General features: G+C 70.3%; 14 protein-coding genes. 7 read left to right on the top strand and 7 right to left on the bottom strand.

Annotated elements, in window-relative coordinates; translation table 11 throughout:
• Positions 1 to 162 precede the first annotated feature (162 nt).
• The gene (locus tag HB662_RS04735; RefSeq protein ID WP_168047745.1) at positions 163 to 1,770 is read left to right on the top strand and encodes an ABC transporter substrate-binding protein; all 1,608 of its coding nucleotides are present in this window, start codon (positions 163 to 165) and stop codon (positions 1,768 to 1,770) included.
• A gap of 99 nt (positions 1,771 to 1,869) precedes the next feature.
• The gene (locus HB662_RS04730; RefSeq protein WP_209443117.1) at positions 1,870 to 3,144 is read left to right on the top strand and encodes an NAD(P)/FAD-dependent oxidoreductase; all 1,275 of its coding nucleotides are present in this window, start codon (positions 1,870 to 1,872) and stop codon (positions 3,142 to 3,144) included.
• 2 nt (positions 3,145 to 3,146) lie between these two features.
• Here HB662_RS04730 and HB662_RS04725 read toward each other — a convergent pair whose 3' ends face one another.
• From HB662_RS04725 to HB662_RS04715, 3 genes are read right to left on the bottom strand one after another with little or no spacing between them, the layout of a single operon-like run.
• Positions 3,147 to 4,115 (bottom strand): Bug family tripartite tricarboxylate transporter substrate binding protein, encoded by a 969-nt coding sequence (locus HB662_RS04725; protein ID WP_168047743.1) that lies wholly within the window; start codon positions 4,113 to 4,115, stop codon positions 3,147 to 3,149.
• Between the two features lie 34 nt (positions 4,116 to 4,149).
• Complete coding sequence (locus tag HB662_RS04720; protein ID WP_168047742.1) at positions 4,150 to 5,121, bottom strand: Bug family tripartite tricarboxylate transporter substrate binding protein; 972 nt, start codon at positions 5,119 to 5,121, stop codon at positions 4,150 to 4,152.
• Between the two features lie 38 nt (positions 5,122 to 5,159).
• Entirely contained in the window at positions 5,160 to 6,038 is an 879-nt protein-coding gene (locus HB662_RS04715; RefSeq protein WP_168047741.1) for a TauD/TfdA dioxygenase family protein, read from the bottom strand.
• A gap of 128 nt (positions 6,039 to 6,166) precedes the next feature.
• On the opposite strand from HB662_RS04715, the gene HB662_RS04710 reads away from it, so the two are divergent.
• Positions 6,167 to 6,913, top strand: coding sequence for an IclR family transcriptional regulator domain-containing protein (locus HB662_RS04710; RefSeq protein ID WP_168047740.1), 747 nt, complete (start codon positions 6,167 to 6,169; stop codon positions 6,911 to 6,913).
• 65 nt (positions 6,914 to 6,978) lie between these two features.
• The gene (locus HB662_RS04705) at positions 6,979 to 7,821 is read left to right on the top strand and encodes a serine hydrolase (RefSeq protein WP_168047739.1); all 843 of its coding nucleotides are present in this window, start codon (positions 6,979 to 6,981) and stop codon (positions 7,819 to 7,821) included.
• Positions 7,822 to 7,891: 70 nt separating this feature from the next.
• Here the strand turns inward: HB662_RS04705 and HB662_RS04700 are convergent, their stop codons facing one another.
• The 4 genes from HB662_RS04700 to HB662_RS04685 are packed head-to-tail and all read right to left on the bottom strand — an operon-like array spanning position 7,892 to position 12,384.
• Positions 7,892 to 9,493: an ABC transporter substrate-binding protein gene (locus tag HB662_RS04700; RefSeq protein WP_168047738.1), complete on the bottom strand. Its 1,602-nt coding sequence runs from the start codon at positions 9,491 to 9,493 to the stop codon at positions 7,892 to 7,894.
• A gap of 31 nt (positions 9,494 to 9,524) precedes the next feature.
• Positions 9,525 to 10,634 (bottom strand): Ldh family oxidoreductase, encoded by a 1,110-nt coding sequence (locus HB662_RS04695; protein WP_168047737.1) that lies wholly within the window; start codon positions 10,632 to 10,634, stop codon positions 9,525 to 9,527.
• Positions 10,631 to 11,482 carry a fumarylacetoacetate hydrolase family protein gene (locus tag HB662_RS04690; RefSeq protein WP_168047736.1) on the bottom strand — a complete coding sequence of 284 codons (852 nt, stop codon included), beginning with the start codon at positions 11,480 to 11,482 and terminating at the stop codon, positions 10,631 to 10,633. The genes HB662_RS04695 and HB662_RS04690 overlap by 4 nt, the downstream gene beginning before the upstream one ends.
• A complete protein-coding gene (locus tag HB662_RS04685; protein ID WP_168047735.1) occupies positions 11,479 to 12,384 on the bottom strand; it encodes a TauD/TfdA dioxygenase family protein in 906 nt (301 codons plus the stop codon). The genes HB662_RS04690 and HB662_RS04685 overlap by 4 nt, the downstream gene beginning before the upstream one ends.
• Before the next feature lie 143 nt (positions 12,385 to 12,527).
• Here HB662_RS04685 and HB662_RS04680 point away from each other — a divergent pair, with 143 nt between their 5' ends.
• From HB662_RS04680 to HB662_RS04670, 3 genes are read left to right on the top strand one after another with little or no spacing between them, the layout of a single operon-like run.
• The gene (locus HB662_RS04680) at positions 12,528 to 13,379 is read left to right on the top strand and encodes an IclR family transcriptional regulator (protein WP_168047733.1); all 852 of its coding nucleotides are present in this window, start codon (positions 12,528 to 12,530) and stop codon (positions 13,377 to 13,379) included.
• 44 nt (positions 13,380 to 13,423) lie between these two features.
• A complete protein-coding gene (locus HB662_RS04675; RefSeq protein ID WP_168047731.1) occupies positions 13,424 to 14,548 on the top strand; it encodes an efflux RND transporter periplasmic adaptor subunit in 1,125 nt (374 codons plus the stop codon).
• A complete protein-coding gene (locus tag HB662_RS04670; RefSeq protein WP_168047729.1) occupies positions 14,548 to 17,679 on the top strand; it encodes an efflux RND transporter permease subunit in 3,132 nt (1,043 codons plus the stop codon). Before HB662_RS04675 ends, HB662_RS04670 begins: the two co-directional genes overlap by 1 nt.
• Positions 17,680 to 17,764: the final 85 nt, after the last annotated feature.

Here is a 17,764-nt window from a genome sequence, read left to right as displayed (position 1 = left end):
CGGCATCGCCACGCAAGACGCCCCCGACTCATGCCCCGCCTTCATCCTCATGGCTTGCGGCAGCGGCGGCGGGCGCATAGTCTGCGGGAACCAACCGATCGGTCGGCATCCGATCAGTCGCACACAGGAGCGCCGGAATGGCGCCGCGGGAGGGAACAGCAGATGCGCCAACATGTTCGTCGCAGCACTCGGTCCGGCGCCTTGCGCCACGTGATCGCGGCGCTGGCGGCGCTGCCGCTCAGCGCCGGGATGGCGGCCGCGCAGACCCTCAACATGGGCATCGGCTCGCCCGTCTCCTCCATCGACCCGCATTACCATTTGCTGCGCAGCAACAGCGAAGTGTCGCAAATGCTGTTCGACACGCTGCTGACCACCGACGCGCAGGCGCAGCTTCGCCCGGGGCTCGCCGAGAGCTGGCGGGCGATGGGCGAGGAGGGCTGGGAGTTCAGGCTGCGCGAGAACATCCGCTTCCATGATGGCACGCCCTTCACGGCGGATGATGTTGCCTTCACGCTGGAGCGCATCCCGACCATCACCGGGCCCGGTGCATCCTTCACCACCCATATTCGTCCCGTCAGCCGGGTGGAGGTTGTGGATGCACGCACCGTGCGGCTGTATACGCGGGCGCCCTCGCCACTGCTGCCGGTCTATCTCAGCCAGGTTCCCATGCTCGGCCGGCGGCTGCATGCGGATGCGACGACCGCGGATTTCAACAGTGGCCGGGTCGCCATCGGCACCGGTCCGTTCCGCTTCTCCAGCTACACGCCCGGAGACCGGCTGGAGGTGACGCGCAACGAGGCCTATTGGGGCGAGAAGCCCGAATGGGCCAGCGTGAACTACCGCATGATCTCGAATGACGGCGCGCGCACCGCGGCCCTGCTGGCCGGAGACGTGGATTTCATCGACCAGATCCCGACCGCGGACCTGGACCGCCTGCGCGCTGACAACCGCTTCCGCGTGGCGGAGACCACCAGCCTCCGCGTCATGTACATCACGCTCGATGCGGAACGCACGCCGCCGGTGCCGCAGATGGCCGCCGCCGATGGCGGCCCGCTCCAGCGCAACCCGCTGGCGGACCAGCGGGTGCGGAAGGCGCTGTCGCTGGCGATCGATCGGCGCCTGATCGTGGAACGCGTGATGCAGAAGGCCGCGCTCGCCACTGGCCAGTTCATGCCGCCCGGCGCCTTCAGCCATATCGACAACCACCCGGTCCCGACGGCGGATGCGGATACGGCGCGCCGCCTGCTGGCGGAAGCGGGCTATCCGCAGGGCTTCCAGATCACCCTCGCGGGGTCGAATGACCGCTACATGAACGATTCCCGCGTGGTGCAGGCGATCGGCCAGATGTGGACCCGCATCGGCGTGCGCACGACGGTGGAGGCGCAGCCCTATGCCACCTTCATCGGCCGCGCCACGCGGCGGGAATTTCCGGCCGCGCTGCTGACCTGGGGCAACTCCACCGGCGATGCCTCCGTGCTGCTGAACTCCGTGCTCCGCACCCGCAACCGGGACCGTGGGCATGGCGCCGCCAATCGCACGCATTACAGCAACGCCGAGGTGGACCGGCTGACCGGCGAGGCGGAGCGGGAGATGGATGACGCCAAGCGCGACCGCCTGCTGCAACAGGCCAGCCTGGCCGCGATCGATGATGTCGCGCTGGTGCCGCTGTACCTGCAGAACGCGCTGTGGGCCATGCGCCGGGACCTGACCTACACCGCGCGTGCGGATGAGCGGAACGACCCCACGGCGGTGCGGCGCACCCAACGCTGACGGTGCGCCGCACGTCGCGCTAAGCCCAGGCCGTACCCTTGTCTTGCACCCCGGCAGCGCGCATTGCACGCTGCCGGGATTCGAGGCGGGGAGATGTCGTTGAACAATTCTGTAGCCCTGCCAGCCGCACCGCCAGGCCGGGTTCTGGTCATCGGCGCCGGGATCGTCGGGCTGGCGCTCGCGTGGCGCCTGCGACGCGGCGGCGCCACGGTCACGGTCGTGGATGCCGAGCCGCCGGGTGAGGGTGGCGCCAGCTTCGGCAATGCGGGCGCCATCAGTTCCAGCTCCGTGGCGCCCCTGGCGATGCCGGGCCTGCTGCGCCAGGTGCCGCGCATGCTGCTGGACCGCGCCGCGCCGCTGCATGTGCCTGCCAGCTACTGGCTGCGCGCCGCCCCCTGGCTCGCCCGTTTCGTCGCCGCGGCGCGCCCCGCCGCGGTGTTGCGCGCGACCGCGGCACTCGACGGGCTGCTGCATCTCGCGACGGAGCAGCACCACGCTCTGGCACAGGAGATCGGTGCGCCGGAATTGCTGCGTCCGCATGGCCAGCTCTACCTCTACCGGAATGCGGCGCAGCTCGCGAAGGACGCAGCGGCCTGGGAGATCCGCCGCGCGCATGGCGCCAGGCTGGAACAGCTGGACCGCGCCGGCATCCTGGCGCTGGAGCCTTCGGTCGGCCCCGCCTACCAGCTTGCGATGTTCCTGCCGGACCACGCGCATTGCGCCTCCCCACTCCGCTACGTTCGCGCATTGGCGCAGGCCTTGGAGCAGGCGGGCGGCACGATCCTGCGCGATCGCATCGTCGCGCTGACGGTGGCGGATGGCCGCATCAGCGGCGCGACGGGGGCTGGCGCGCTGCATGCGGCGGATACGGTGGTGCTGGCAGCTGGCGCCTGGTCCGCGCGGCTGGCGGCGCCGCTCGGCTACCGCATCCCGCTGGAATCGCAGCGCGGCTACCATGTGGACCTGACGCAATCCGGCATCAGCCTCACCCGCCCGGTGATCCCGGCCGACCGCAAGGTGTTCATCACGCCGATGGAGAATGCGCTGCGCGTCGCTGGCACGGTGGAATTCGGCGGGCTGGACCGTGCGCCGGACGCGGCCCGCGCGAAGCTGCTGTATGACGATCTGGCGGCGGTGTTCCCGGACGCGCAGGTGACCCAGGCGGATGGCTTCTGGATGGGCCACCGCCCCTGCCTGCCGGATTCGGTGCCGGTGATCGGCCCGGCGCAGCGCGTGCCCGGGCTGTGGTTCGCCTTCGGCCATGGGCATCTCGGCCTGACCGGCTCCGCACCGACGGCCGAGCTGCTGGCCCCTTCCATCCTCGGCCAGCCCAGCAACCGGGATCTTGCGCCCTATGCGGCGGAGCGCTTCTGAGGTCAGCTGGCGCGTATGCCGGCCTCGGCGATCAGCTTCTCCCACTTCGCGGTTTCCGCGGCGACGAATTGCCGTGCCGCCGCGATGTTGCGCTCCGCGGCCGGCGGCACCTCGACGCCCAGCTCGGTCAGGCGCGCCTGCAGGGCCGGCTCGCCCAGCGCGGCGGTAACGGCTTCCGAGATTGCTGCCAGCGTCGCATCCGGCGTGCCGGAGGGCGCCAGCACGGCGTTCCAGGTTGTGGCCGCGAAGCCCGGCACCGTCTCCGCCACCGTCGGCAGGTCGGGCAGGGCGGAGGAACGGCGTGGGCCCGTGGTGGCGATGCCGCGCAGCGTGCCGCCGCGCACCTGCGCCGCACCGGTCGCGACGCTGTCCATCACCAGCGCGATGCGTCCGGCGATCAGGTCCACCACGGCGGGCGCCGTGCCGCGATAGGGCACATGCTCCGCCCGCACGCCCGTCATGCTCTTCAGCAGTTCGACGCCGAGATGCGAGGACCCGCCGGCACCGCTGCTGCCATAGGCGTGCTGGCCGTCGCGCAGGTAGCGCAGCAGCCCGGGCACGTCCCGCACCGGGCTTTCGGGCGGCACCATGATGACCTGCGGCACCACGCCAACCAGCGCCACGGGCGCGAAATCGGCGGTGGGATCGAAGGTCAGCCGTGTGCCGTGCAGCGCGCGGTGCACGGCATGCACCACGGTGGTGAACAGCAGCGTGCTGCCATCCTTCGGCGCGCGCGCCACCGCCTCCGTCCCGATCAGCGCGCCGCCGCCGGCGCGGTTCTCCACCACCACGCGCTGCGGCAGGCTGGCGGAGAGGCGTTCCGCCAGCAGCCGCGCCACCGTGTCCGTCGGGCCGCCAGCGGCGTAGGGCACCACCAGCCGGACCGGCCGGTCCGGCCAGACCTGGGCGCGAGCCCGGGTTGCGACCAGCGGCAGGGCCAGGCCCCCCAGCAGAGTGCGGCGCATCAGCATGTCGGTGTCTCCTCCTGGCCCTCGATCGCGGCCTTCAGCCCGTGATCTTGGCCGCTTCGATCACGCGGCGCCAGCGGTCCAGGTCGCGTTCCAGGAAGGCACCGAATTCCGCGGGGGTGGAGGCGGTGACGATGGCGCCCAGCGACTTCAGCCGCTGGTTCGTCTCCGGCTTTTCCAGCGAGGCGCGGACCGCGGCGTTGAGCCTGGCCACCACGGGTTCCGGCGTGCCGGCGGGGGCGGCGATGCCGAGGCCCTGGCTGTAATCCTCGAAGCCCGGATAGCCGATCTCCCGCATCGTCGGCACCTGCGGATAATCCGGGCTGCGTTCCGCGGTGGATACGCCGAGCGGGCGCAGCGAGCCGCGCGCGATGTGATCCGCCAGGCCGATCATCGGATAGAACATGAAGGAGACGCGGCCCGACATCACCTCCGTCAGCGCCGGCGCGTTGCCGCGGAAGGGCACATGCGTCATCTCCGTGCCGGACTGCACCGCCAGCAGCGCGGCGGCCAGATGCGCGGAGCCGCCATTGCCGGCGGAGCCATAGGTCACCTCGCCCGGCTTCGCCTTCGCCGCATCCACAAGCTGCGCCAGCGTGCGGTACGGGGTGGTGGCGCCGGTCACCGCGATCAGCGGCAGCACGGCCAGCAGGCTGACCGGCGCGAAGTCGCGCAGCGGATGGTAGCGCGCATTCGGCAGCAGGATGGAATTCACGCTGTGCGACAGCGTGGTCACCATCAGCGTGTAGCCATCCGCCTGCTCCCGCGCCACCGCCTCCGTCGCCACCAGGGCATTCGCACCCGTGCGGTTCTCAACGATGACGGATTGGCCCAGGCTGGCCGACATGTCCTGCGCCACCACGCGCGCGATGACGTCGGTCGGCCCACCGGCGGCGAAGCCGACGACGAGGCGGATGGTGCGGCTCGGAAAGCTCTGCGCCCGTGCAAATCCGGGCAGCGCAAGCGCGCCGAGCAGGCCCGCGCCGGCCTGTCGCCTGGTGATGTTCATTATTGTTTCTCCCCCTGTTTTTGTTGGCGCCCTGGTCTTCAGGCCGCCAGGCGCGCGTAGTCCAGTGTCGCCATCACCTGCACGCGCAGGATGTAGCGTGGCTCATCGGCACGGTAATCCGCGACGGCGTTGTGCGTCGTGGCGATGTTGTCCCACATCAGCACGTCGCCCGGCGTCCAGCGATGCGAGTACAGGTACTTCTCCTGCGACTGATGGCGGAACAGGAAGTCCAGCATGGCGTCGCTCTCCGCCTCCTCCATGCCCTCGATCCGCATCGCATAGCCGGGGTTGCAGTACAGCACGCGGCGGCCGGTGATGGGGTGGGTGCGGAAGATCGGCTGGCTCACCGGCGGCTTGCGGCGGAGCTGTTCCTCGGTCAGCGGTGGCCGGGTGGAGCCGGGGCGCTGGCGCATCATCTCCCAGAACTTGTTGAAGTCGTGGATCGCGGTGCGGCCTTCCAGGCGCTGCTTCACCTCCGCCGGCAGATCCGCATAGGCCGCATGCATGTCGAGGAACTGCGTGTCGCCCAGCGGTCGCCCGTCGCGCACCGGCACCTGCTTGGCGTGCAGGATGTTGGCGAGCGCGATCTCCGTGGAATAGCTCATGTCGGTGTGCCAGCCCTGGCCGGCATCGTTCAGCCCGACCGGCTTGCCGTCCTGCACCACGTTGGACAGGATCATCACCTCCGGATGGCCGTCCGGGTGGAACATGTTGGCGACGTTGTGCTCCAGCGTGCCGAAGCGGCTGCCCAACGCACTGATCTGCGGTGCTTCCAGCGACTGGTCCGGCGCGCAGAGCACGCCATGCGTGCCAAGCGCGCGCAGCAGCGCGCGGAAATCGGCATCCGTCAGCGGCCGGGCGAGGTCCACGCCGCGTACCGTTGCGCCGACTCCGCCCTGATTTGCAATGACCTGCATCGGGCATCCTCCCTCATCTTGCGCGGGAGGCTCCCCGAGCCCCGGTCGCGGGTCAACCGCCGTTGCAGCATGCTGCGCCGATTCCACATATATGAAGCGGTGCCGAGCGGGAGGCGAGGATGGATGGCGTGGTGAAATCCGCGGGCCGGGTGCTGGAGATCTTCGAGTTCTTCGCCCATCGCCATGCGCCAGCCACAGTGACGGAGGTTGCCGCGGCGCTTGGCTTCCCGTTGAGCTCGACCTCGGTCCTGCTGAAATCGCTGCTGTCGCTGGGCTACCTGGAATACGAGCCACGCGCGCGGGACTACCAGCCCACCATCCGCTTCGCCGTGCTCGGCACCTGGATCTTCGATCGCTTCTTCGCCGAGGAAGGCGGCATCCCGCGCCTGATGGATGAGTTGCAGGCGGAGACGGGGGAGACGATCGTACTGGCGATGCAGCACGGCGAATACGTGGACTACATCCGCATCCTGCAATCCATCCGCCCGGTGCGCTTCCACATCAAGCCCGGCTCGCGCCGGCCGATCTTCCTGCCTGCCGCCGGCAAGGTGCTGCTGGCACAGCAGAGCGACGCGGAGGTGGCGCGGCTGCTGCGGCGCATCAATGCAGGGCGCGGCGCCGTGCCGCTGGCGGTGGCGCCGCTGCTGGCGGAGCTGGCGCAAATTCGTGTGCAGGGCCATGCGCGCAGCGAGGGCGCGGTGGTGCCGGATACGATGATGCTGAGCATGGCCCTGCCGGTGACGGAAGGGCATCGCCCGCTGGCTGTCGCCGTCAGCGGGCCGCTCGCGCGCATGCGGCGCAGCCGCGGCGGCATCCTGCGCCTGATGCGGGAGAAGATCGCGACGCTGCGCCCGCTTTCCACGGATCGACGCTGATCTGCGCGCGCTGTCTGGTGCGCGCGCCATGCGCTGGCTAGGTTGGTGGTGGAGAGGAGAACACCATGCAAGACCTGGCCGCACGGCTGAAGACGATCGGCGATTCCTACCCTTTCACCACGCGCTGGCACGTGAAGGATCTGCGCCGCGACGCGGAGGCGCATCATGAGGGCGATGTGCCGATGCCCTCCGCCAGCGTACGCAAGATCTCCATCATGATGGCGGCGCTGGCCGCGGTGCATGAAGGCAAGCTGCGGCTGGATGATCCGGTGGAGATCGAGGCGCGGCTGCAGAAGGACGTTGCCTCTGGCACCTATCGCTACATGACGCCGGGCTGCATTATCCCGTTGCGCGACGTGATCGTGAACATGATGATCACCAGCGACAATGTCTGCACCCAGGCGGTGCTGGAACGGCTGGGGCCGGAGACGATGACCGACTATTGCCGCGGCATCGGCATGCAGGGCACCGACCATCGTGGCCTGATCCCGCCGCTCGGCATCGGCTGGGATCATCCGCCGGAGGCGGTGGCGACGACAACGCAATCGGACCAGGTGCTGCTGCTGGACCTGATCCTGCGCGGGACGGAGGATGCGGCCGTGGCGAAGCGCTTGGGCAGCTCGCCGGAGCTCTGCCGCCTGGCGATGGATATCCTGAGCTGGCAGATCCTGCGGAACCTGATTCCCTCGCTGCTGCCCTATGGCACGAAGGTCGCGCACAAGACCGGGCGCGGCCGGCGCGGGCGGATGGATGCAGGCATCGTCTTCGATGGCGGCAAGCCCCTGTTCATCCTGGCCGCCGCCACGGATTGGGTGCCGGAGACGATGCCGGACGGCCTGCCCGGCTTCGCCGCCTCCTTCGCCAGCATCGGCCGCATCGCGCGCGGCTGCTGGGACGCCCTGCGCTAGCAGGCACAAAAAGCCCTCTCCCCCCGCATGGGGGGAGAGGGTTGGGTGAGGGGGCCTTACCAACCGGAGCTCAGTTGGCCGGGCGCACATCCTGCGGCCGGGTCCGCTCATCCGTGCGCGGCGTGTGGGCGAAGCCCTGTCGCATCGCCCAGACATTGCGCTGCACATGCGTCGGGATGATCGCCTGGTCGGCCATCGCCATGCGCATCGCCTCCTGCAGCAGCGCCTCCCGCTTCGCGTCATCCAGCTCCCGCATGCCGCGCATCAGCAGTGCATCGAATTCCGGATTGGAGTAGCGGCCGCGATTGACCGCGCCCATGCCGCGCGACCGATCGAAGGTCGCGAGCACCGAGCGCATGCCGCCGGAAGGCTCGCCCGTCGAGCTGCCCCAGGAGACGAGGAACGACGAGAATTCCTGCCGCGAGGCGCGCGTCACGAAGCTGGAGAAGGGCTGCACATCCACCGCGGTGCGAACGCCGATGCGCGACCACATCTGCGCCACTGCCTGCACGATGCGCGCATCGTTCGGGTAGCGGTCATTCGGGCCGTGCAGCGTAATGCGGAAGCCCTCCGGGTAGCCGGCCTCGGCCAGCAGGCGGCGTGCCTGGGCCGGGTCGGCCGGCGGCGGCGGCGCCAGTTCCGGCGCGTGGCCGAAGGCGCCCGGCGGCATGAACTGGTTGATCGCCGCCGCATTGCCTTCCATCACCCGCTCGACGATTGCGGCGCGGTCCACCGCCAGCGCCAGCGCGCGGCGCACGCGCACATCGCGCAGCGGGTTGCGCGGCAGCGGCTGGCCGGCGTTGTCGGTGATGAACGGCGAAGGCCCGTCCCGCATGTGGTCGAAGTGGAAATACACCAGGCGCAGGCTGTCGATTTCCGAGATGCGGATGCTCTCGTCCCGCCGCATCCGCGCCAGGTCGGCCGTCGGCACCTGGTCAATGAAATCCACGTCGCCCGCGAGCAGGGAGGAGGTGCGCGCGGCGGCGTTGGTCACCATGCGGTATTCCACCCGCTGCCACGGTTCCGCCCCGTCCCAATAGCTGTCGTTGCGCTCCAGCTCGATCCGGTCCGGCGACCGGCCGCCGATGATGCGGAACGGGCCGGTGCCGATGGCGAGGCGGCCGGAATTGAAATCCTCCGTGCTGGCGCCCTCATGGATCTTGCGCGACAGCATCGGCACCTGGGACAGGTTGGCGGGCAGCACCGGGTCGGGCCCGCGCGTCTGCAGCCGCACCGTGAGCGGGTCCACCACCTCCACGCCGATGATCGAATGGGTGTAGGTGCGGAAGGAGCCGGGGCTGTTCACCACCTTCGGGATGCGGTCCAGCGTGAAGGCCACATCATCCGCGGTGAAGGGCGTGCCGTCGTGGAAGGTCACGCCGGCGCGCAGCTTCAATTCCCACACATCCTCGCCGATCGGCCGCCAGCTTTCGGCCAGCGCCGCCACGGGGCGCGAATTCGGGTCCATCTCCATCAGGTTGGAGAAGATCGTCGCGGCGAAGGCGTTGTTGGGGGAGATGTTGTGGTAGTGCGGGTCCAGCGACGTGACCTGCGCGCCCACCGCCATGCGCAGCGTCTGCGCGCCCGCGCTCTGCCCGCCGGCCGTCTGCACGACGCCCGCGCCGAGCACGCAGCCGGCCAGCAACAGCGTCTTGAGGGTTCCGGTCTTCATCGTTTCTCTCCCTGTCTTGTTTCTTGTCGCGTCAGCCCAGCAGGTATGCGGCACCTCCGCGCTCGCAGATCGCGCGGATATGGCGGTCCAGCGCGGGCGGCACCGGAATGCCGTCCCGCAGGCGCCGGGCCCGTGCCGTTTCCTCCGGGTCGCCGGCCACCTGTACCGGGCGGGCCGGATCGGCGGCCGGCGTGGCGCGCAGCACGTCGATGGCCTCATCGAGATCGTGCTCGAATTCGCCCTCCTCGCGGAACGCCGCAGGATTCAACGCCATGAAGAAATGCCCGAGCCCGTCCGGGTCCTTCTCCGACTGCGTGCGGTTGCGGATCGGCGAGAAGCTGGCGCCGACCAGCGTGCCGCCCAGGATGTGCACCATCATCGCCAGGCCGTAGCCCTTGTGGCTCGCCATCTCCGGCGTGCCGCCCAGCGGAGTCAGCCCGCCTTCAGGGCGCTGCATGACGAATTCATGCGCGAGGTGCGGGTCCGTGACGCTGGCGCCGGCGCCGTCCATCACCCAGCCGGCCGGCACCGGGCGGTCGTTCAGGTGGTAGACCTTCACCTTGCCTGCGGCGACCGTGGTGGTGGCCATGTCCAGCACGAAGGGCGGGTTGCGCCCGGTGGGGGCGGCGAAGGCCAGAGGATTGGTGCCGAGCACCGGCACCGCGCCACCCGTCGGCACCATGGAGATGCCGCGCGTGGCGCTGGTGACCATGCCGACCGCGCCGCGCTTCGCCGCGAGGCGCGCATAGATTCCGGCCGCGCCGAAGTGGTGGGAATTGCGCACGCCCACCACCGCCACGCCGGTCTGCATGGCCTTGTCCACCGCCAGGTTCATGGCGAAGACGGAAACCGGGTGGCCGAGCCCCGCGCCCGCATCCACCAGCGCCGTCGCCGGCCCCTGGCGGATGATGCGCGGGCGGGCCTGCAGGTCCAGCTTGCCCTCCCGGTACCGCGCCTCATAGGTCATCAGCATAGAGATGCCGTGCGAATCCACGCCGAGCAGGTCGGTCTCGACCATCATCTCCGCCGTCGTCGCCGCCAGATCCTCCGCCATGCCCCAGCTATTGAGAATGGCCAGGATCTGCGCGTGCACACGCTCCGCCGGCACCATCAGCCGGGCCTCCGCCGTGGTGGCGCTCATGCTTCCTGTTCCTCAACCACGGGGTTGCGCAGCGTGCCGAGGCCGGTGATCTCCACCTCGAAGACATCGCCGGCGCGCATCCACAGCGGCGGCGTGCGGCGGGAGCCGACACCTTCCGGCGTGCCGGTGGCGATGATGTCGCCCGGCTCCAGCCGTGTGATGGCGGAGACATAGGCGAGCAGCGTCGGGATGTCGTAGATCAGGTCGCCGGTGGAGGCGTGCTGCACCTCCTTCCCGTTCAGGCGGGAGACGAGGGTCAGCTTCGTCGCATCCCCCACCTCATCCGCCGTCACCAGATACGGGCCGCAGGCGCCGGATCGGTAGAAGTTCTTGCCGGAGGTGGTGGTGTGCTGCTGCCAGTCGCGCAGGCTGCCATCGGTGAAGCAGGCATAGCCGGCGATGTGGTCGAAGGCGCGGTCCTTGGCGATGTGGCGGCCCGGCTTGCCGATGATAAGCGCCAGCTCACCCTCATAGTCGAATTGCTCCGACGCCTTGGGCCGCCACAGCGCCGCGCCATGGCCCACCACCGAATCGTTCCAACGGCCGAAGACGCGCGGGAAGGGCGGCGGTGCGCGGCCGGATTCCTCCGCCACATGGGACCGGTAGTTGAGGCCGATGCCAATGATCTTCTTCGCATCCGGCACCACCGGCAGGAAGGCCACGGCATCCAGCGCATGGTCCACGCCCTGCTCCGCGCGGGCGGCTTCCAGCGCCGGCGCGCCGCCGGCCAGCAGCGCCCGGAGCGATGGGTAGCGCGTGCCCAGGCGACGACCGAGATCGACCACGCCGCCGGCTACCGCGGCGCCGTAGCTGGCGCCGGCGGCGGTCTCGAAGCTGAGCAGCTTCATCGTGCGGCGGCCATCGCCGGCTGGGGCATGAAGCCAGGCTGGAAGACGCGGTCGGCCATCACCTGGCAGCGCTTCATCATGCGCGGCTCATCGGCACGGTAATCCGGCAGGGCGTTGTGCAGCGTGCCGATATTGTCCCAGATCAGCAGGTCACGCTCCGCCCAGACATGGGTGTAGATGAAACGCTTCTCCAGCTGATGCGCGAAGAGCTGCTCCAGCACCCGGTCGCTCTCGGCCTCGTCCAGCTCGTTGATCCGCATCGCGTAGCCGGGGTTGCAGTACAGCACCTTCCGGCCGGTGATCGGATGCGTCAGGAAGACCGGATGGACCGAGGGCGGGCGGCTGGCGCGCTGCGCGGCGGTCAGCGGGCCACGGCCGCTGCCCTTGGCCAGCATGCCTTCCCAGAACTTGTTGAAGTCGTGCGTGGCGGTCATGCCGTCCAGCCGCTGCTTCAGGGCGGGGTCCAGCGCCTCATAGGCTGCATGCATATTGGCGAAAAGCGTGTTGCCCAGCGGCTTGCCGTCGCGCACCGGCACCTTGTGCGCGTTCAGCACGTTCACGAAGCCCATCGTGTCGCGATAGGACATGTCGGTGTGCCAGTCCTGGCCGGCATCGGCGATGCCGATCGGCTTCCCGTCCTCGACGATGTTGGAAAGAATGCCGACTTCCGGCACCTGCGGGTCCTGGAACTTGCCGGTGACGGAGGCCTGGATGCTGCCGAAGCGGGCCGAGAAGTCACGCAGCGCCGCCGGTTCCAGAAGCTGCTCCGGGAAACGCAGCACGCCGTGCTCGCCCAGGGCGCGCAGGATGACGGCGAAGTCGCCGTCGGACATCGGGCGGGACAGGTCGATGCCGGTGACGGTCGCACCAAGCACATCGCCGGTGGGGCGGATATCGGGCATGGGTTTCCTCCTGACCAGTTTCTCGGGCCGACGCTGAACTGCCAGTTTCACCTTGGCAGGAACAGCGCCGTTTCCCACATTTTGGGAAAGTTAAGCCCGCACCCCCGTCGCTCGCAACCCCCATTCGCGGTATCAAGCTCGTCATGTCCTCCCAGACGCCATCCCAGATACGTACCGAGATGCTGCCCGGAGCCACGCCGGAGGTGCCCGTTGAAGCGCCCGCGGTGGCCGCGCCGGGCAGCCTGGTGCGGATGCTGGAGGTGCTGGACCAGTTCACCCCGGACCAGCCGGTGATCCGGGTGGATGATCTGCAGGCGCGGCTCGGCTACACGAAATCCACCGCCTATCGTTACGTGAAGGCGCTGTGCGATGCCGGGCTGCTCGCCCAGGCATCCCAGGGCCGCTACTCGCTCGGCCCCCGCATCGTCGAGCTGGAGCGGCTGATGCGGATCGCCGACCCGCTGCTGCAGGCGGGCGAGGCGGTGCTGCCGGAACTGGCGGCGGAGATGCCCAACAGTATGGTCCTGCTGTGCAGCCTGTACCGCGACAAGGTGCTCTGCGTGCACCGTGAGGGGCCCGAGGCGATCGAGGCCGGCGGCCGCCGCATCAGCATCCTGCGCGCCCGGGGACTGCCGCTGCCGCTGTTCCAGGGCGCCGCCTCGCTGGTCATCCTCGCCAGCCTGCCGACGCCGCGCATCCGCGCCCTGTTCGTGCAGCGCCAAGCGGAAATGGCGGCGGCGGGGCTGGGGGCGGACTGGGCTGCGGTGCGCCAGCGCCTGGCGGGCATCCGGCGGGATGGCCAGGTCACCACCGTCGGCCGCTTCAACCGGCATCTGGCGGCGGTTTCCGTGCCGGTGCGGTCGCGTGACGGCGCGCAGGTCGCCGGCAGCCTCACCCGGATCATGCCGGCAGAAGCCTATCCGGGGGAGGATCCAGCCCTGCTGTTGCAGCGGCTGCAGGCCTGCGCGGCGCAGGTTTCCGCCCGGCTGGCCTGAGCCGGGCCGGGGAACTTCCCGCTTGCCACTCCGTTGCACCGCCAATGGCAGCATCCCAGGACGACCACGAAACGGGGCGGCAGGGCTCCGCCGCCGCCGGCGGTGGCCGCCTGCTGGCTGTGCTCGCCGCCCTGGCCCTGGCCGGCCTGGTCGCCTGGTATTTCCTCTGGCCCTCCACCAGCGAGGACCGCGCCGAACCCGCCGCGCCACCACCCACCCCGGTGGTGCTCGCCACCGCGGAGGCGGCGCGCCTGGTGCGGCAGGTGCAGGCACTCGGCACCGTCCAGGCCAGCAGCAGCATCATGCTGGCCGCCGAGATCACCGGCCGGGTCACCGAGCTGAGCTTCGAGGAAGGCGCGGAAGTGGCGCAGGGCGAGGTGCTGGTCACCCTGGACCCCGGTGCCGCGGAGGCCGAGTTGCGCGCCGCCCAGGCCGAGGCGACGGAGCTTGAGCAGCAGCTTTCTCGTTCCTCCCGCCTCGCCCGGGGCGGCTTCGCGCCGCGCGGTGACGTGGCCGACCTGCGCCAGCGCCTGGCCGGGGCCGAGGCCCGCTCCGCCGCCGCGGAATCGCGCCTGTCGCAGTCGCGCATCGTCGCGCCCTTCGATGGGCGGCTGGGCTTGAAGCAGGTCAGCGTCGGTGCCCTGGTGCAGCCTGGCACGCCGCTGGTGGCGCTGGATGCGGTGGACCCGATCGAACTGCATTTCGCGGTGCCGGAGCAGGAGATCGGGCGGGTCGAAGTGGGTGCCACGGTGATCGCCACCTCCTCCGCCATGCCGGGCCGTGAATTCGAGGGCCGGGTCCAGGTCATCGCCCCGCGCGTCGATCCGGCGTTGCGGACCGTGACCGTAGTGGCCCGGCTGCCCAATCTGGACCGCCGCCTGCGCCCCGGCATGCTGATGCAGGCCACGGTGGCGGCGGAGGTGGTGGAACAGGCCGTCACCGTGCCGCCCCGCGCCGTGGTGATGCAGGGGCCGCAGCATTTCGTCTTCCGCGTGCAGGACGGCGTCGCCCGCCGCACCCAGGTCCGGATCGGCCAGCGCACGCCGCAGCGGATGGAGATCCAGGACGGGCTGATGGCCGGTACCGAGGTGGTGCTGGAAGGCCTGCAGGGCCTGCAGGACGGCGCCCGCGTCCAGGCCGCTTCACCCGCCGCCGTGGCGGAACGCTGATGCGCAGCGCCTTCGACCTGCCGGTGCTGCGCCCCGTCGCCGCATTGGCCTTCAACCTGCTGCTGATCGCCATCGGCATCGGTGCGGCCTTCACGCTTTCGGTGCGCGAATACCCGGATGTGGACCCGCCGGTCGTTTCCGTCCGCACCCTCTACACCGGCGCCCCGGCCGAGGTGGTGGAGCGCGAGGTGACGCGCAACATCGAGGACAGCCTGTCCGGCATCGCCGGCATCCGCATCATCCGCTCCATCACCCGCGACGAATCCTCCGTCGTCATCATCGAGCTGAACACCGGCACGGACCTGAACGCCGCCGCCGCCGAGGTGCGCGACAAGGTCGCCGCGACGCGCCGCGACCTGCCCGACGGCATCGAGGACCCGGTGGTGGAAAAAGCCTCGGCCGACGAGGATGCGGTGATGTACCTCACCCTCCGCGCCGAGGGGCTTGATACGGCCGAGCTGACGGATCTCGCCGAGCGCCGCCTGGTGGATGCGCTGGGCATCGTGCCGGGCGTGGCGGGCGTCGAGATCTTTGGCGGACGCCGCTACGCCATGCGGATCTGGCTCGACCAGCCGGCGCTGGCGGCGCGCGGGCTGACGCCGGTGGATGTGGCGAACCGGCTGCGCGCCGAGAACCTGGAAGTGCCGGCCGGCCGCCTGGAAACCGGCCGGCAGGAACTGACGCTGCGGGCGCTGACCCGGCTGGGCTCGGCCGAGGAATTCGCCGCCCTGGTGCTGCGGGAGGGGGAGGGTACCGGCCGTGTCCGCCTCGGCGACGTGGCGCGGGTCGAGATCGGCGTGGAGAATTATCGCTCCGCCTTCCGTGTCGGCGGGGAACAGGCAATCGCCATCGGCATCCTGCGCCGCGCCGATGCCAATGCGCTGGAAGTGTCCAGCGGCATCGCGGAGACGGCGGAGCGGCTGGCCGGCGCGCTGCCGCCGGGCGTGCGGCTGGAACTGTCCTATGACGAGGCGCTGTTCATCCGGGAGACGCTGGCCAACGTCGCCTGGACCCTGGCGCTGACCATCGGCATCATCGTGCTGGTCATCTACCTGTTCCTCGGCTCACTGCGCGCCACGCTGATCCCGGCGCTGAACATCCCGGCCTCCATCATCCCCGCCATCGCGGTGGCGGCGGCGCTGGGCTATTCGATCAATGTCCTGACCATCCTGGCGGTGATCCTGGCCATCGGCTTCTGCGTCGACGACGCCGTGGTGATCCTGGAGAACATCCGCCGCCGGCAGCAGGAAGGCGAGCCGATCCTGCTGGCCGCGGTGCGGGCGACGCGGCAGGTGGGCTTCGCGGTCTTCGCCTCCTCCGCCGCGCTGCTGTCCGTGATCCTGCCGCTGGCCTTCCTGCAGGGCAATGTCGGGCGGCTGTTCGCGGAATTCGCGGTGATGCTGGCGGCGACCGTGGTGTTCTCCACCGCTGCCGCGCTGACGCTGGCGCCGCTGCTTTCGGCTCGCTTATTTGCGGGTGCAGAACATGATGGCCGCGTCGCGCGCGCCAGCCTGCGCGCCCAGCATTGGCTGCGGGACCACTACCGCGCGGCGCTGCGCCGGCTGCTGGCGCGGCCGGCCCTGGTGCTGCTGGGCGGCCTCGCCTTCGCCGGGGCGGGCGGGCTGGCCTGGGTGGCGCTGCCGCAGGAACTGGCGCCGGATGAGGATCGCGGCGCGGTGCTGATCATCGCCGAAGGCCCGCAGGGCGCCGGCTACCCGGACACGCTGGCGGCTGTGGAGCGGATCGAGGCGGCGCTGTCGCCGCTGGTCGGCGATGACGGCCCGGCCGAGGAATTCCTCAGCATCGTCGCCCCCGGGCGTGGCGGCGCGGCGCAGACCAACCGCGCCATCGTCATCCTGCGGCTGAAGCCCTGGGGCGACCGGGATCTGGGGCAGGCGGCGCTGGTGGCGGATCTGCGCGGCCGGCTGGCCGCCATCCCCGGCATCCGCGCCTTCGCCGTCGCGCCGCCCAAGCTCGGCCAGCGCCGCAGCGGCCGCCAGTTCCGCTTCGCCGTGGCGGGGACGGAGCGGGAACGGGTGCGCGAATGGGGTGCCACCATGCTGGAGCGCAGCGGTGACATTCCGGGGCTGGTGGCGCTCGATACCTCCTACAAGCCGACCAAGCCGCAGCTCGAGATCCGCATCGACCGTGACCGCGCTGCTGTGCTCGGGCTGGATGCCGCGACGATCGGCGAGACGCTGGGCGTGCTGTTCAGCGACCGCGAGGTGACGCAATGGCTGGACCGTGGCGAGGAGTACGAGGTGATCCTAGGCGCCGAGCCGGCGGCGCGGGCGGCGCCGGGCGATATCCGCAACGCCTACCTCCGCGCCCGCAACGGCGAGCTGATTCCGCTGTCTTCGGTGGTGGAGCTGCGCGAGGTCGGCACGGTGCAGGAACTGCGCCGCGTGGACCGGCTGGCCGCGGTGGAGATCGGCGCCAACCTGGTCCCCGGCACAACGCTCGGCGCTTCCATCGAGGAGGCCGAGGCCGCCGCCGCCGAGGCCCTGCCGCCCGAGGCGACGCTGCGCTGGCTCGGTGAAAGCCTGGACCTGCAGGAAACCGGCCAGGCCATCCTGGTGATCTTCGCGCTGGTGCTGGTGCTGACCTTCTTGGTGCTGGCGGCGCAGTTCGAGAGCTTCATCCACCCGCTGGTGGTGATGACGGCGGCGCCGCTGGCGGTGGCCGGCGGGCTGCTGACGTTGCTCGCAGCGGGGCTTACGGTGAACATCTACAGCCAGATCGGCATGGTCCTGCTGGTGGGGCTGGTGGCGAAGAACGGCATCCTGCTGGTGGAATTCGCCAACCAGCTTCGCGACCAGGGGATGGAGCCGGCCCAGGCGGCGGAGGATGCGGCGGCGCTGCGGCTGCGCCCGATCCTGATGACGACCGCGGCCAGCATCCTGGGCGCGTTGCCGCTGGCGCTGGCCAGCGGGGCCGGCGCCGAATCGCGCAGCACCATCGGACTGATCATCGCCGGCGGCCTGACGCTGGGCACGCTGCTGACCCTGTTCGTGGTGCCGGTGGGCTATGTGCTGCTGGCCCGCTTCACCGCCGCCCCCGGTGCCCGCGCGGCGGAACTGCGCAGGCAGGAGGAAGCGGGGCGTCCGCCGGAAGCGCAGCCGGCGGAATGAGCATGTCGCCGCCCTCAGCGACGGCGGCTGCGCCGGAACATGCCCCAGAGGCCGCGCAGGATGGCGATGTTGCGGATAAGTCTGA

It is taken from the genome of Falsiroseomonas frigidaquae (genome assembly GCF_012163145.1).
Taxonomy (GTDB): Bacteria; Pseudomonadota; Alphaproteobacteria; order Acetobacterales; family Acetobacteraceae; genus Falsiroseomonas; species Falsiroseomonas frigidaquae.
Note: the sequence above shows the minus strand (reverse complement) of the source record. Positions and strands in the feature narration are given on the sequence as shown.

Excerpts from the sequence above, each read along its gene's own strand:
- HB662_RS04735 (WP_168047745.1), top strand. The coding sequence starts at position 163 with ATGCGCCAACATGTTCGTCGCAGCACTCGGTCCGGCGCCTTGCGCCAC.
- HB662_RS04670 (WP_168047729.1), top strand. The coding sequence starts at position 14,548 with ATGCGCAGCGCCTTCGACCTGCCGGTGCTGCGCCCCGTCGCCGCATTG.
- HB662_RS04715 (WP_168047741.1), bottom strand. The coding sequence starts at position 6,038 with ATGCAGGTCATTGCAAATCAGGGCGGAGTCGGCGCAACGGTACGCGGC.
- HB662_RS04680 (WP_168047733.1), top strand. The coding sequence starts at position 12,528 with ATGTCCTCCCAGACGCCATCCCAGATACGTACCGAGATGCTGCCCGGA.
- HB662_RS04675 (WP_168047731.1), top strand. The coding sequence starts at position 13,424 with ATGGCAGCATCCCAGGACGACCACGAAACGGGGCGGCAGGGCTCCGCC.
- HB662_RS04690 (WP_168047736.1), bottom strand. The coding sequence starts at position 11,482 with ATGAAGCTGCTCAGCTTCGAGACCGCCGCCGGCGCCAGCTACGGCGCC.
- HB662_RS04725 (WP_168047743.1), bottom strand. The coding sequence starts at position 4,115 with ATGCTGATGCGCCGCACTCTGCTGGGGGGCCTGGCCCTGCCGCTGGTC.
- HB662_RS04700 (WP_168047738.1), bottom strand. The coding sequence starts at position 9,493 with ATGAAGACCGGAACCCTCAAGACGCTGTTGCTGGCCGGCTGCGTGCTC.
- HB662_RS04685 (WP_168047735.1), bottom strand. The coding sequence starts at position 12,384 with ATGCCCGATATCCGCCCCACCGGCGATGTGCTTGGTGCGACCGTCACC.
- HB662_RS04705 (WP_168047739.1), top strand. The coding sequence starts at position 6,979 with ATGCAAGACCTGGCCGCACGGCTGAAGACGATCGGCGATTCCTACCCT.
- HB662_RS04720 (WP_168047742.1), bottom strand. The coding sequence starts at position 5,121 with ATGAACATCACCAGGCGACAGGCCGGCGCGGGCCTGCTCGGCGCGCTT.
- HB662_RS04695 (WP_168047737.1), bottom strand. The coding sequence starts at position 10,634 with ATGAGCGCCACCACGGCGGAGGCCCGGCTGATGGTGCCGGCGGAGCGT.